This is a genomic window from Neglectibacter sp. X4, assembly GCF_009917365.1.
In the GTDB taxonomy this organism is placed as follows: Bacteria; Bacillota; Clostridia; order Oscillospirales; family Acutalibacteraceae; genus Acutalibacter.
Window position 1 is genome coordinate 22,395 of the sequence record NZ_QWLE01000018.1, and the last position, 14,896, is coordinate 37,290.

General features: G+C 56.2%; 11 protein-coding genes. 4 read left to right on the forward strand and 7 right to left on the reverse strand.

Going from position 1 to position 14,896, the window contains the following annotated elements; translation table 11 throughout:
- Positions 1 to 86: 86 nt before the first annotated feature.
- On the reverse strand, positions 87 to 1,778 hold the full coding sequence (locus tag D1841_RS08600) for a M3 family oligoendopeptidase (protein ID WP_160642626.1): 1,692 nt from the start codon (positions 1,776 to 1,778) through the stop codon (positions 87 to 89).
- A 653-nt stretch (positions 1,779 to 2,431) separates the two neighbouring features.
- On the opposite strand from D1841_RS08600, the gene glgX reads away from it, so the two are divergent.
- A complete protein-coding gene (glgX, locus tag D1841_RS08605) occupies positions 2,432 to 4,543 on the forward strand; it encodes a glycogen debranching protein GlgX (protein WP_201751256.1) in 2,112 nt (703 codons plus the stop codon).
- Between the two features lie 82 nt (positions 4,544 to 4,625).
- Here the strand turns inward: glgX and D1841_RS08610 are convergent, their stop codons facing one another.
- The 5 genes from D1841_RS08610 to D1841_RS08630 form a co-directional block, all read right to left on the reverse strand.
- Complete coding sequence (locus tag D1841_RS08610; protein WP_166554247.1) at positions 4,626 to 4,775, reverse strand: hypothetical protein; 150 nt, start codon at positions 4,773 to 4,775, stop codon at positions 4,626 to 4,628.
- A gap of 67 nt (positions 4,776 to 4,842) precedes the next feature.
- The gene (locus D1841_RS08615) at positions 4,843 to 4,989 is read right to left on the reverse strand and encodes a hypothetical protein (protein ID WP_160642628.1); all 147 of its coding nucleotides are present in this window, start codon (positions 4,987 to 4,989) and stop codon (positions 4,843 to 4,845) included.
- A gap of 142 nt (positions 4,990 to 5,131) precedes the next feature.
- On the reverse strand, positions 5,132 to 5,983 hold the full coding sequence (locus D1841_RS08620) for a hypothetical protein (protein ID WP_160642629.1): 852 nt from the start codon (positions 5,981 to 5,983) through the stop codon (positions 5,132 to 5,134).
- A 236-nt stretch (positions 5,984 to 6,219) separates the two neighbouring features.
- Positions 6,220 to 6,945, reverse strand: coding sequence for an HAD family hydrolase (locus D1841_RS08625; protein ID WP_160642630.1), 726 nt, complete (start codon positions 6,943 to 6,945; stop codon positions 6,220 to 6,222).
- Positions 6,946 to 6,996: 51 nt separating this feature from the next.
- A complete protein-coding gene (locus tag D1841_RS08630) occupies positions 6,997 to 8,169 on the reverse strand; it encodes an MFS transporter (protein WP_160642631.1) in 1,173 nt (390 codons plus the stop codon).
- 284 nt (positions 8,170 to 8,453) lie between these two features.
- Between D1841_RS08630 and D1841_RS08635 the strand changes: the two genes are divergently transcribed.
- On the forward strand, positions 8,454 to 10,244 hold the full coding sequence (locus tag D1841_RS08635; protein WP_160642632.1) for a flavin reductase: 1,791 nt from the start codon (positions 8,454 to 8,456) through the stop codon (positions 10,242 to 10,244).
- Positions 10,245 to 10,482: 238 nt separating this feature from the next.
- Here D1841_RS08635 and D1841_RS08640 read toward each other — a convergent pair whose 3' ends face one another.
- Positions 10,483 to 11,832, reverse strand: coding sequence for an O-antigen ligase (locus tag D1841_RS08640; protein ID WP_160642633.1), 1,350 nt, complete (start codon positions 11,830 to 11,832; stop codon positions 10,483 to 10,485).
- Between the two features lie 168 nt (positions 11,833 to 12,000).
- Here D1841_RS08640 and D1841_RS08645 point away from each other — a divergent pair, with 168 nt between their 5' ends.
- Complete coding sequence (locus D1841_RS08645) at positions 12,001 to 13,716, forward strand: ABC transporter ATP-binding protein (protein ID WP_160642634.1); 1,716 nt, start codon at positions 12,001 to 12,003, stop codon at positions 13,714 to 13,716.
- Positions 13,717 to 13,735: 19 nt separating this feature from the next.
- Entirely contained in the window at positions 13,736 to 14,530 is a 795-nt protein-coding gene (gene proC / locus D1841_RS08650) for a pyrroline-5-carboxylate reductase (protein ID WP_160642635.1), read from the forward strand.
- Positions 14,531 to 14,896: the final 366 nt, after the last annotated feature.

The following is a 14,896-nucleotide window of genomic DNA, read 5'->3' on the forward strand; positions in this document are numbered from 1 at the left end:
GGCACCCCGGTGCGTCTTAAAAGTTTTTGGGGATCCATAAGGGGATTTTTACAAAAATCCCCTTATGTCCCGGAAGCCGCAGGACCTCACTCGGCAAGGTGCTCCTCTGTCCACTGGAAGGCAGCTTCGCACACAGCCTTTACGCAGCCTTCGTCCAGGGGGCTGCGCAGGCCTGTGGCGTGGGCCAGATCCACAAAAGTCTTGGTGCCGCCCAGGCGCACAAAGGACATATACTTCTCCCAGGCAGCCTTGGCATTTTCCAGGGACAGGGCAAAAACCTGTAGGGACATGACCTGAGCCATGCAGTAGTCAATATAGTAGAAGGGATAGAGGTAAATGTGGAGCTGCCGCTGCCAGCCCGCGCCCCGGCCATAGAAGGGAAGGCCGTCAAAGTCGATATAGGGCCGGTAGAGCTTCTCCAAGCGCAGCCAGGCTTCGTTGCGCTGCTGGGGGGTATACTCGGGGTGCAGGTACATCTCCTCCTGGAAATGATCCACCAGGCAGCCGTAGGGGATGAACAGCAAAGCGTCCTCCGCATGGGAAAGCTCGTATTTATCTGTCAGAGACCCAAAGAACAGGTGGTGCCAGGGGGCGGTTAAAAACTCCATGCTCATGGAATGGGTTTCCGCGCCCTCCATGGTGGGGCAGCGCAGGGCATGGATATCTACAGTTTGGCCCGCGATATAGTCGGCAAAGGCGTGGCCCGCCTCGTGGGTGAGCACGTCCACGTCCCCGGAGGTGCCGTTAAAGTTGGAGAAGATAAAGGGATAGCCGTAATCCTCTAAACCTGTGCAGTAGCCGCCAGGGGCCTTGCCCTCCTTTGCCAGCACGTCAAACAGATCGTTTTCAAACATCATGTCAATGAAAGAGGCCGTTTCCGGGGAAAGCTCCTGATACATTTTCTTTCCCGCCGCCATAATTTCCTCCGGCGTGCCCTGGGGGGTGGCAGAGCCATCCTTGAATTTCAGGGCGTTGTCGTGGAACTTGAAGTCGGAAATGCCCAGGCGCTTTGCCTGGCGCTCTTTCAGCTTCAGGGTCAGGGGCACTAAGTCCTGCACCACCTGCTGCCGGAAGGCCGCTGCTTGGGCCGGGGTGTAGCAGTTGCGCTGGCGGCGCAGGGCGCCTAATTCCACAAAAGTTTCAAAACCCAGGGCCTTGGCCTGCTGGGTGCGGTTTTGCACCAGCTTGTCGTATAGCTCATCGAACCGGGCGCGGTTTTCATCGAAGAAGCCGCCTTCCGCTTCCAGGGCGGCCCGGCGGGTGGCCCTGTCTGTGCTTTCCTTATAGGGGCCAAGCTGGGCAATGGTCATCTCCTTGCCCATAAAGGGCACCCGGGCGCTGGCATACAGCTTCTGGTATTCTGTGGTGAGCCTGTTCTCCTCTTGCATGAGGGGGATGATTTCCGGGGAAAAAGATTTCAGTTCCATCTCCAGGTTTAAAAACAGCAGGGAACCCAGCTCTTTTTCCAGTTCCGGGCGCAGGGGGGATTCCACCAGCGCCTTATGGAAGGCCTGAAGCTTTTCCTCCAGCAGAGGGGCCTGCTCGTCGTGGTAGGCCTGCTCTGCCTCATAGAAGGCGTCGCGGGTGTCCACTGTGTTGCGGATGGAGCAGATGGTGGCCTGTGTGCTTACATGGGACAGAAGCTGCTCCTGCTCCTTGTAGACTGCCACCTGCTCCGGGGCAGTCTGTGCGGCTTTCAGCCGGGCGGTGAGGGCTTCCAGATCCCGGTAAACCTGGGGATAGTCCGGCCGTTTGTAGGGCATATCGGGGAATTTCATAGCGCGCATCCTTTCTTTTCTGTTTGCTTTGAGTATACTGCCCTGAGGGGCGCAAAGTCAAGAAAACTTGCGGGAATTTTTGGTGAATCTTTGTGTTTACAAAATGTTTAGCAAATTGACATGCACTGTTCAGAGAAATGTCACATTTATGGGGTATCATAAGGTCGTGGTCAAAGGAAGCGCGGCACAAGCTTTACGCAAAGCCGTCTTAGGAAGCCACAAACTCTTTTTCATCATATCCTCATTTTAACTCCTTACTTCCTCTTAGAAGAAGCCGGCAGGACACCCACCTGTCGGCTTCTTTCCTTTGCACCCGGCGGCATTTGTTTAAACCTCGCAATTTTCAGTTGATTTGTATAGGAAAATAGTATATAATGTTAGAGTATGTTTGCACAAGGCAGCCGCACATGTCCTTAGAAGCTGTACCGATAGGATTGGTGCGAAGATTTTTGAGGAAATTTTGTGGGGTTCAAGGCGGAAACCGCAAGAAATACTTGCGTATTTCGAGGATTTCCAACACTGAAGCCCGCTAAATTTCCCGAAAAGGTTTGTGCAGGAGCCTATTGGTACAGCTTCTTAATTTAAGGGGCTGTATGGTTCCGCCGGTGCAAACACCCGTTGAAAATCGCGCCCTGGAAGGAAGGATACACGTTATGGATATAAACAAAAAAGAGCAAATCGCAGAGTTGAACCTGCCCCGCACCATCCATCTGGTGCCTTTAGACATCATAAACGGCTTTTCCGTGCGCCCCGGGTTTTACGAAATAAACGGGGCCACCGCCATTCCCGGCGGCGTGAACTTTACGGTGCATTCCTTCAGCGCCACGGGGATTGAGCTGGTGCTGTTCCACAGGGGGGAGAAAGAGCCTTACGCAGTGCTGCCCTTTCCCCAGCACTACCGTATCGGCAACGTGTATTCCATGATCGTGTTTAAGCTGAACATGGAGGAATTTGAATACGTCTACCGGGTGAGCGGGCCTTACGACCCGAAAAAGGGCCTTATCTTTGATTCTACCAAGGATCTGCTGGATCCATACGCCAAGGCTGTTTCCGGCCAGCGGGAGTGGGGCAAGGGAGATTTCTGGCAGGAGAACAGCTATCGCGCCCGGGTGGTGAAGGATGACTTTGACTGGGGCAACATGAAGTCCCCCCTGATTCCCATGGAAGACCTGATCATTTACGAGCTGCATGTCCGGGGCTTTACAAAAGACCTTTCCTCCGGCGTGTTGCACCCCGGCACCTTTGAAGGCCTGATGGAAAAGCTGCCCTATTTAAAGGAACTTGGGGTCAACGCTGTGGAGCTGATGCCCATTTTCGAGTTTGATGAAATGCAGGACTCCCGCATGGTAGACGGGCAGATGCTCTATAACTACTGGGGCTACAGCACCGTCAGCTTTTTTGCACCCAACACCAGCTATACTGCCAGCCAGGAGTATAACCGGGAAGGCAACGAACTGAAAAAGCTGATCCGGGAGTTTAACAAAGCAGGCATTGAGGTGTATCTGGACGTGGTGTTCAACCACACCGCGGAGGGCAACGAGCAGGGGCCTTTCTTCTCCTTCAAGGGCTTTGACAACAATATCTATTACCTGCTGACGCCGGACGGGCATTATTATAACTTCAGCGGCTGCGGCAACACCTTAAACTGCAACCATCCCATTGTCCACCAGATGATTATGAACTGCCTGCGCTACTGGGTCACCACCTACCGGGTAGATGGCTTCCGGTTCGATTTGGCCTCCATCCTGGGCCGCAACGAGGACGGCAGCCCCATGGATAAGCCTCCTCTTTTGCAGGCCATGGCTTTTGATCCCATTTTGGGGGATGTGAAGCTGATTGCCGAGGCCTGGGACGCAGACGGCCTGTACCAGGTGGGCACATTCCCTTCCTGGAACCGCTGGGCAGAATGGAACGGGCGGTACCGGGACGACATGCGCCGGTATATCAAGGGGGATCCTGGCTGCGCCCAGGCAGCAGCCCTGCGCATTGCCGGATCCCGCGACATTTATGCCGAGAATGTCCGGGAAAACGCTTCCGTAAACTTTTTCACCTGCCATGACGGCTTTACCCTTTATGATCTGTATGCCTATAACTATAAGCATAATGAGAAAAATGGCTGGAACAACACCGACGGCGCCAATGACAACAATAGTTGGAACTGCGGCGTGGAGGGGGAGACAGCAGACGGGGAAGTGAATGCCCTGCGCATGCGCATGATGCGCAACGCCTTTGCCCTCCTGATGTGCAGCCGGGGTATCCCCATGTTCCTTGCCGGCGACGAATTCTGCAACACCCAGTTTGGCAACAACAACGCCTACTGCCAGGACAACATCACCTCCTGGCTGGACTGGTCGCTGCTGGAAAAGCATCAGGACATGTTTGATTTCTTTAAATATATGATTGCTTTCCGCAAATCCCACCGCATCCTCCGGGCCAACATGAGCGGCGGGGCCTGCGGCTTCCCGGATGTGAGCTTCCATGGCATCAACCCCTGGCACAACGGGCCTTTCTCCAAGGACGATCACTATGTGGGGGTGGCTTTCGCCGGATGGGACAAGGAAGCTGGGCCTCAGCTTGTCTATGTGGCCTCTAACGCCTACTGGGAGGATCTCACCATTACCTTGCCTCCCCTGCCTGCCGGCCTTTGCTGGAATATGGAAGCAGATACCTGGGAAAGCGCCCAGTGCCCCCGCCCCTGCCCGGAAGGGCGGTTTACCATCCGCCGCCGCTCTGTAATGGTGTTTACCGCTTCGGCCTCCCATTAAAACGGCGGAAAAGCCCTTGCAGGCAAGAAAAAAACGGCACGGGATTTTTCCCCTGCCGTTTTCCCTTTTTCTGCCGGTCCGGTCATTGGATTGAGCAATCCAGATAGTGCTCCAACTCCTCGTCATCCCGCTTTCTGTCCAGATACAGCAGAAGCGCGGATAAAGAGGCTACAACGGCCGCTATCGCCGCCACAACTCCAATGAGAATAGCCAGCTTGCTCCCTTTTTTCATAAGACGGGCACCTCCAGAACTAGTATGCATATCCATACTATAATCATACTCACTTTTTGCCCAAAAGTCAACCGGAATATGCGGGAGAGGATGCCTGGGCGAAAAACCGCAGCTTTTCCAATGTCATCTTGGGCCTCAGCCAGGCCCGGGCCTGGCTGAAAACCGCATAGGGCGTGTACCACTGCCAGAAGATGTCAAAGCCCCCGCTCTCCATTTGGGACTTTGCCCCTTCATACAGACGGGGATTCCTCCCTCTAGGAGGAGTGCAGGCCAAAACGCATTTGCCTGTTTGAAACCAGCGACAAAACCGCCTGCTTGAAAATCGTACATACCGATTTTCAAGCGCGTTTACTATATTATCCAAAGGCTGCCTGGTTCTGCACAGGGCTTGCGCGCTTTTCCAGGTTGGGGAAGCGGCGCTCTATGGCCGCCAGGGAGATTTCAATGTCCTCCTCCGCTTCATTTGCGGAAAAGGCCCCCACTGTCACCATGTCCTTCTCCCGGATGGCGTTCCAGGAGAAGGTAAGCCCTACATAGGGGGAGCAGCGGCCCGCTGCCATGGACTTGATGGTCATCACAGGCTTTTTGGCGTTGTGGATAATGGAAGCCACTGTCTCAATCTCCACCTGCATTAAAAAGCCCATGCAGTTGAAAATCTGGATATATGTCTGGACATCGTAGCCGTTTTTGTCGGAATAGACCACCAGCTCCGGCATATGGGCGGAAAGCCCCGGCACCATGCCCGCGTCCCGCACCATCTTGGTGTAATCGTCCAGCCGGGGAATCTGCCCCAGGTTTTTGTTCACAAGCTGTTCCACGCAGGAGTGGTGCAGCAGGCACAGCTTTGCCCCCCGGCTGGCGGCAGCCTTTACCATGCGCTCCGCCTCCCGGCGTGCTTCAGGGGTGTCGTCCACATTCAGGGTGGGGGTGTCTATCATGACAATCTCCCGGCCCATATGCTGTTCCGTCTCCTTCACAGCCTTTGTCAGCTCTGGGGAAAGGCCGAAGGGGGCCATAATGCTGTCAACCCCGTGGCGGAGATAGGCCTCCAGCACAGGCCTGAATGCCTGGGCGCTGTCATACCGGGCTTTAATCATCTCGTCGGCAGAGACGCTGGTATGGCTCCAGCCTAAGAGCCAGTTTGTGCCGATGAGCATCCGGGAGAGGGATATCCCCTCCACCTGCGTGCGCGGAAACTGCTTTTCCATAACTTTTCTGCTCCTCTCGTCTTAATTGGCCTTTTGCGGAATTTTTTCAGCGCTAGAAGACCTTGGGACGCTGGTCTCGTCTACCGACTCGGTCAGCGTTGAACGGTCTCCACCGGAGACCAACGCCCCAAACCTTGCAAGGGGCCTGACGCCCCTTGACCGCACAATCTTTCCAGCGCCATTTGTTTCCCAAGAAGGCTATATATTTTGAAGTGTGCATTTCATAAATTGTATTTTTAAGTGCGGCAGTTATACGCCTCCCCCAGCAGCACCCCTGCCGCTTCATGGAGGGAGGAAATGGTGTAATCGGGTGGGCCTATAAAGGCGGGGATTTCCATAAACCGGTTCGCAGGCAGCCAGGCTGCCGCCATGCCGGCGCTGTGGGCGCACAGCACGTCAAAGGGATGATCCCCCACATAAACGCTTTCCCCAGGGGCTGTGCCCAGCTTTTCGCAGGCAAGCTGTAAAATTTGGGGGTCAGGCTTATAGAGGTTTACCTCTTCGGAAATTACCATGCAGCCAAAGAAGCCCTCCAGCCCCATGTCTGTTAAAACCTTCCGCACGCCGCTGTGGTTGTTGCTGACAATCCCCAGGGACAGGCCCTCTGCCTGCAGCCGCCCCAAAAGCTCCTTGGCGCCGGGCATAAGCTGGTATTCCTTTTTATAGTCTCTGCCGAAAAGCTCTGTAAGGCTTTGGCAGGCTTCCTCTCCCAGGCTCAGGGCGCGGCGGTAAATGCCTGTGACATTCTCCAGGTATTCCTCATCTGCCATGCGCACCCCTGTTTCGTTCTCCTTTTGGATCTGCTGCCCTTGCCACAATTCGCTTTCAGCGTAGGCCTTCTCCGCCTCATCCATTGTAAGGGACGGGTTCTCCCGCGCCGCCAGCTCATAAACTATTTCAGCAATGGTAGGTTTTTTTATAAGCAGGGTGTTGTCAATGTCGAAAAGCGCGCAACGGTACATATGCATCAGCTCCTTTTAAAATATGCCAAACAGGCGAATCCCTTGCAGCCATCACGAGAACACCTTTTCATCCTTGCAGGCAGGCAATCCCAGGGCCAGCAGCATCCCCAGGCCTGTGAGTACCGCCAGGCACAGGTACAGCACCTGGATGTTCCACTGGTCAGTGACAAAACCCCCGGCATTTTGCAGCAGGATAATGGACACGCTGTTTAAAGAGTTTATCACAGAAAGGCCTGTGGTGGTAAGGCTTCCGGGCAGGAGGTTCCGCACCATTTTCAGGGTGATCATCTGGAACAGGGTGGAAGCAATGGCCTTGATGGACACCATCACCGCCACCACCACCAGGGCGGAGCGGGAGAACCCGTAAAACAGGAACTGGACGGTGATAATGGCAAAGCTTGCAAGCATGAGGGCCTTGCCGGAAAACTTATCCATGTATTTGTGGGAAAACAGGATGAGGGGGATTTCAATCAGCGTGCTGAAAAACAGCACCGTGCCCACTGCCCCTGTGGACACCCCCAGGCTGGAAAGCAGCACAGGGGCAAGGTTCATGTTCACCCCGGAGCACCCGGCAAACAGGAAGGCCGCCAGTACATACAGCAGGAACTGCCTGTTCTGCACCAGGGAGGAAAGAGGGGGCTTCTCCCGTTTTTCCGCTTTTTCCGCCTTCTCCTCCCCCTTCTCCTCTGTGCCCGCAAACCCCAGGGCCGTCAGGCCGCAGGAAATGAAGAGGGCGGCAAACAGCACCATGGGCGGGTAAAGCTCTACCGCCACGCCGGCGCACTGTGCGCCCACAGCATACCCCAGGGTGCCCCACACCCGCAAAGCGCCGTAGCGGTATTTACTTTGCCCGGCCATGCGCTCCGTAATAGGCATGATGGAGTTGATAAAGGACATAATAAGCCCGTCCAGCAAAAACAGCGCCCAGGTGGCCCGGCACACGGCGAACACCAGCCCCAGCACCCCCACCCCCAGAAGCAGCAGGGTGCTGATAAGCCGGGGCCTGCGGGTTAAGTCGTTTAAGTATCCCACCGCCGGCACCATGGCAAAGGAGAAAAGCCCGGAGGCCGAGATGATAAAAGACATTTCCGACGCGGACTTCCCAATGCCCGTCAGGTAAACGGAAAGCACGGAGCTGAACAGGGCCATTGCCATGAAATAGAAAAAGAAGGTCAGCACATAACAGAAATAGCTGCCCTTATACCGGGAAAAAAACTTTTTCACATTACCTCTCCTCGCTGGGAGCAAGGCCCCAGGAACCCCCTGGCCCGCGCCCGATACTCTCCTCCTTATTACAGCCGAAACCGCAGGGAATGTCAAGCCCTTTTCCAAATTTCACAAAGTTTTTCCCTTTCCCCCGGCGAAGCGCCCATGCCATAAAAAACCGCAGGGGCAGGCCCTGTCCCAAAGGCCTTTTCCTCTTGGCAGATGGGAATTTTTATGCTATACTATGGGCTGTGAAGAAAGCCCCCTGGGGGAAGAATACAAAACAAAAGAAGGAGCAGACTATGGAAATTACAAAGGACATCCGGTATGTAGGCGTAAACGACCATCAGGTAGACCTGTTTGAGGGCCAGTATGTGGTGCCAAACGGCATGGCCTACAATTCTTATGTGGTGCTGGACGAGAAAACCGCTGTGTTCGACACAGTGGACGCCCGCTTCACCCATGAATGGCTGGACAACCTCCAGAACGTCCTGGGGGACAAAAGCCCGGATTACCTCATCATCCAGCACATGGAGCCTGACCACTCCGCCAGCATCCACAGCTTTATGCAGATGTATAAAAGCACCACCATTGTCTCCAGCGCAAAAGCCTTTTCCATGATGGAGCAGTTTTTCGGCACAGCCTTTGAGGACAGGCAGATAGTAGTGGCCGAGGGGGACACCCTTTCCACAGGCCGCCACGATTTTGCCTTTGTGGCGGCCCCCATGGTGCATTGGCCCGAGGTGCTGGTGACCTATGACAGCACAGACAAGGTGCTTTTCTCTGCCGACGGCTTTGGGAAGTTCGGCGCTTTAGACGCGGACGAGCCTTGGGACTGCGAGGCAAGGCGGTATTACATCGGCATTGTGGGCAAATACGGTGCCCAGGTGCAGGCCCTTCTGAAGAAGGCGGCGGGCCTTGACATCCAGGTTATCTGCCCCCTCCATGGCCCGGTCTTAAAGGAAAACCTGGGGCACTACCTGCATCTTTATGATTTGTGGTCCTCCTACACCCCGGAGAGCGAGGGCATTGTCATCGCCTATACCTCTGTGTATGGCAACACCCGCCGGGCTGTGGAGCAGTTTGCCGAAAAGCTCAGCCAGAAGGGCTGCCCCAAGGTGTCCCTGTTCGATCTGGCCCGCTGCGACATGGCAGAGGCTGTGGAGGACGCTTTCCGCTACAACAAGCTGGTGCTTGCCACCACCACCTACAACGCGGAAATCTTCCCCTTTATGCACACCTTTATCAACCACCTCACCGAGCGCAATTACCAGAACCGCACGGTGGGCTTCATTGAAAACGGCACCTGGGCGCCTATGGCGGCGAAGGTGATGAAGAACATGTTTGCAAAATGCAAGAAAATCACCATTGCCGAGCCTACCGTCACCATCCGCTCCGCCTTAAACGCGGAGAGCAGCGAAAAGCTGGAGGCCCTGGCCCAGGAGCTGTGCCAGGATTATATCGCCCAGCATAGCGAAACTGCCGACAAGCACGACATGACCGCCCTCTTTAACATCGGCTATGGCCTGTATGTGGTGACAAGCAACGACGGCAAAAAGGACAACGGCCTGATTGTGAACACCGTCACCCAGGTGACAAACACCCCCAACCGCATTGCCGTCACCATCAACAAGGAAAACTATTCCCACCACGTTATCAAGCAGACCGGCGTGATGAATATCAACTGCCTCTCCCAGGACGCGCCCTTCTCTGTGTTTGAGAATTTCGGCTTCCAAAGCGGTCGGACGGCGGACAAGTTTAAGGGGGAAGAGGTGCTGCGCTCTGACAACGGCCTGGTGTTCCTGTCCCGGTTTATCAACTCTTTCATGTCCCTGAAGGTGGAGCAGTATGTGGACTTAGACACCCATGGCATGTTCATCTGCAGCGTGACAGAGGCCCGTGTTATCAACAATGTGGAAACCATGACATACACCTACTACCAGAACTTTGTCAAGCCCAGGCCCCAGTTAGAGGGAAAGAAGGGCTTTGTATGCAAGGTGTGCGGCTATGTATACGAAGGGGACGAGCTGCCTGACGATTACGTGTGCCCGCTGTGCAAACACGGGGCGGCAGATTTCGAGCCTATCGGATAAAAGGGAGGCAGCGCAAGGCTAAAAGGCCCTGCCGGGGTTCTGGCCCGTGTTCACACGGGGCGGCAGATTTCGAGCCTATCGGATAAAAGGGAGGCAGCGCAAGGCTAAAAGGCCCTGCCGGGGTTCTGGCCCGTGTTCACACGGGGCGGCAGATTTCGAGCCTATCGGATAAAACAGCAAACCTGAACGCATAAGGAAGCGGCCCAGGGGTTTCCCCGGGCCGCTTTTGCGCGTTTTTCTATGTGCCGCCCTCAGGTGGGCCTAAGCAGCCCGGGGCTGCCAGCAGGGCCAGGGCTGTCCAGAAAAAAAGCGCTGTGATACACATGGAAATGCCGAAAAAGGCCTGGATGCAGTATCCCAGGCACCCGGCCCCTAAAATGGCGGCGCCGGCGCTGGTCGGGGCCTGGGCAATCCAGCGCCTTGCCAGCAGGATCAGCAGGGAAAGATACGCGCCCAGGGCAAAAATGCCCTGGTGGTAGAGGATATTGAGATATTCGTTGTGGGCCGCGTCTATCTGTGCCACAATAGTCCTGCCCATCTGGCTGTCATACCGCTGGAAGGGCTTCAGACCCCCATAGAGCATGGTGTCCGGCCCAGCCCCCAGCCACAGGCGCTTTGGGATTCTTTCCAGCACCTCCCCCCAGATGTGCAGCCGCCCGGAGCCAAACCCCGGATCCGCCTGGCCCCGCAGCAGGCAGTGGGCCTCATGGAGCATCCCTGTGCCAACGTCGGCGGCATACAGCGCGGCTATCCCCAGCAGGACAGCCCCTCCCAAAAGGAGCGCCGCTGTCCTGCGCTTTTTAGGGCTTATAAACCCCGCCCCGGGCACAGCTAAAGCGCACCCGCCGAACACCCCCGCCAGCCCGGCGGAAACATCCATCCACAGCAGCACCCACAAGGAAAGCCCCAAGGGCAGGAGCAGCAAAAACCGGGCTTTCCCCCGCAGGCGCACCAGGGCATATGCCAGCATGGGGATGCAGAGGCTGTAAAAAGCGGCCACCAGATCCACGTTGCCAATGGTGCCCAAATAGGCCCCCAGGTAGGCCTTGCCCCCGTCCTGGTAGGTATATCCGGCAGGATAGAGGCCAAAGGGGTTATATCCGTACAATTGCAGCAGGCAGATAAGGCTGAACCCGCACACAGACGCCCCCAAGAAGCCTAAAAGCCGCTTGTCCGCCCTGCCATAGGCGCTCACCAGCAGGAAGCTTGCCCCGTACAGGGTGATGGGCAAGGCCCCCTCAAAGCGGGAGGCCCCCAGGACAGTGGCAGGCCAAAAGGGGGAGCACAGGGCCGAAACCCAGGTGAGGGCCAGGTAAACCAGCACAAGCCGCTGGGGCCAGGAGGTTTTCCGCAAAAGGGAAAGGGGCGAAAAGCCTTTTCCCCCTCCCAGCAAAAGGGAGCCTGCCCCCCACAGGGCCATCAGCAGGACATACCCGCCGCAGAGGAGGAAAAAGGCCCCGGCCTTTGCCTCCATAATCCTGCCGTAGCCATTGGCGTCAAAATAGAAAAGGAAAACCGTCAGCAGCAGGCAGACGTAACCTGTGGCGGCAGCGCCCGGAAGCTTCTGCCATTTTTCTCTTATCTCCATAGGGCCTTCCCCTCCCTGCCTCTGTTTTGCTTTGGTATAAGCATACCACAGAAGGGAAGAAAGGGCAAGCAAGGGCGGCCCCGGGGTGTAAAGAGTTTGCCTGTTTCTTTACAAACAGGGGGCAGTATGTTATAGTTATGAGGAAAAAACGGGAAAGGCGGGATGGTTTTGGGGGAGCGCAAGGATGGAAAACAGAAAAAGAAGGGGCCGCTGCTGGAGCCGGCCCTGAAGCGCGCGTTTTCCTATTTAAAGCCCTATAAAAAGGAATTTTCCCTGGTGGCCCTGGCCCTGTTCATCTCCACTGCCGTGGGGTTTTTGCAGCCCCTGGTGATACGGGCCATTACGGACGAGGGGATGCTGCGGCAGGACATGGGGGTCATCCTCCGCTCGGTGCTGGTGCTGGCGGTGCTGGTGCTTATCAGCCAGGGCGTCGATCTGTGGCAGACCTATATTTTCGCGGACGTACACAACAAATCCTATTACGCGGCCTTCCACCAGGTGTTTGAAAAGCTGCTGCACCTGCCCAAGGCCTATTTTGAGGACAAGAACAATACGGAGATCTTAAGCTTCCTGCAGATGGACGTATCCCAGGTTTCCTCCATTACAGACCGTTACATGGTGATGAGCGCGGGCTATGTGTTCCGCATTTTCAGCGGCCTCATCGGCCTGTTTATCATAAGCTGGAAGCTGGCCCTGGTGGTGCTTGCCATGGTGCCTGTGAAATTTTTCCTGGTGCGGGGGCTTTCCAAGCGGCGGGAAAAGGCCATGGACGAAATGCTGGAGTCCAGCCGGGACTTCTCCCGGTGGTTCGGGGACAACCTGGGGGGCGTGGACGAAATCAAGCTGTGGAACCTGTTCAAAAGCCGGGAGGAAGCCTTTTCCCGGCAGCAGGGGGCGCTTTTGAAGCTGGAGAAAAAGGGCGCCATGATCGACGGCTGGAACACCTTCTGGGAAATGTTGCTGGAGTGGTCTGTCACCATTGTGCTGTACCTTTTAGGCGGCTGGCTTATCTGCACCGGAAGCCTGACCATCGGCGCGGTGTTCGCCTTTGCCAGCTACTCCGGGTATGTGACAGGGCCTGTCTCCGCCCTTATCAACCTGAAAATGTTCTTTGCCCGCATTATGCCCTCGGCCCGGCGGCTGTTCCAGTTTTTGGATATGGAAACAGAGCGGGACAAGGGTGGGGAAAAGGCGGCAGGCCGCCCGCCCCGGCTGGAATTTCAAAACGTGGCCTTCTCCTATGAGGAAAGCCGCCCCATCCTGCGGGGCGCGGCCTTTACGGTGGAGCCGGGGGAAAAGGTGGCCATTATCGGGCAGAACGGCAGCGGCAAGTCCACCATTTTGAACCTGCTTTTGCGGTTTTACCGGCCCGGGGAAGGGGAAATCCTGGCAGACGGCAGGGATGTGGAGGGCCTTTCCCTGGAAAGCTACCGCAGCCTCTTCTCCGTGGTAAGCCAGGAGCCGTACCTGTTTCTGGGGGATATCCTGGAAAACGTGGATTTGGATAAATCCGCTTCCCCAGAGCGGATAGAATGGGCTTTGCAGCAAAGCGGCGTGCAGGGATATCTGCCCCGGATGCCGGAAGGGGCCAAAACCCCCATAGGCCGCAACGGCGCAAAGCTTTCCGGCGGGGAAAAGCAAAAGCTGGCTGTGGCCCGGGCTTTATTAAAGGACGCCCCGGTGGTGATTCTGGACGAGGCCACCTCCGGGTTCGACGTGGAGTCGGACGCATACCTTCACGATATTATCGTCAACCAGATGCAGGGGAAATCTGTTATCATGATCACCCACCACTACCATAATCTGGCAGGGATGGACAAGGTATACCGGCTGGAGGAAGGCGTGCTGCGGCAGGTGGATCCGGAGGCTGTGTTAGAAAATTAGGCAGAAGGGATGTTTTAGCGTGAAAACAGGGATTATCGGCTGCGGGAACATGGCCCGGGCCATTGTGTCGGGGATGCTGAAAAAGGGCTTCTGCAAGCCCGGGGAGGTGCTGGCGGCAGACGCTGCCCTCCAGGCGGCCCAGGCCTTTGCGCGGGATTTCGGGGTGCGGCGGGCTGAAAGCAATCGCGCCCTTTGCGCCGAAAGCGACGTGCTGCTGCTGGCTGTGAAGCCCCAGGTGTATGAAGCGGTAATAGAAGATATCCGGGAAGCCTGCCATGAGGGCCAGCTTATTATCTCCATTGCCCCGGGGAAAAGCCTTGCCTGGCTGGTGGAGAAGTTCCAAGCGCCTGTGGGGCTGGTGCGGGCCATGCCCAACACCCCCGCTATGGTGGGAGAGGGGCTGACAGCCTGGTGCTGCGGGGAAAATGTCACAGAAAGCCAGCAGAAGCTTGCCCAGAAGCTTCTGTCCAGCTTCGGCAGGGCAGAGGCTGTGCCCGAGCACCTGATGGACGCGGTGGTGGCGGTAAGCGGCAGTTCCCCCGCTTATGCGTTCATCATGGTGGAAGCTATGGCAGACGCCGCTGTGGCCCAGGGCGTGCCCCGGCAGCAGGCCATTGCCTTTGCGGCCCAGGCCCTGCTGGGCAGCGCCAAAATGGTGCTGGAAACCGGGCGGCACCCGGCGGAGCTGAAAGACATGGTGTGCTCTCCCGGGGGCACCACCATTGAGGCTGTGCGGATGCTGGAAAAGACAGGCTTCCGTTCCAGCCTGATGGAGGCCATGGATGCCTGCTGGAAGAAATCCAGAGGGATGTGAGGAGAGTGTCTGAATGAAAGGACTCTAAAAAATGCAATAAATTTATAAAATTGGTTTTATGGTCAACCCTTTTTTTAAAAGGGGTTGTGGGGTTTTAGGGGCGAAGCCCCTAAACCGCCGGAGGCATAAAACGCGCCGTCTGGACACTCCCCCGCGCGGAAAAGGGCTTGACAGCGCCAGGGAAACGTGATACACTTTTGGCAATAGCTGGGGGAGTAGTCGGCAGCGCAAGCTGTTGCTGATTCAACAATCATGGGCGGATACGCCCTGGGTTAGCATGAAACGACCAGACCTGTGCTGCCTTTCGGGGTATGCGCAGGTCTGTTTTCTTTTATGGCTGCTTCTTTGGTAATTTGGTACATTTCC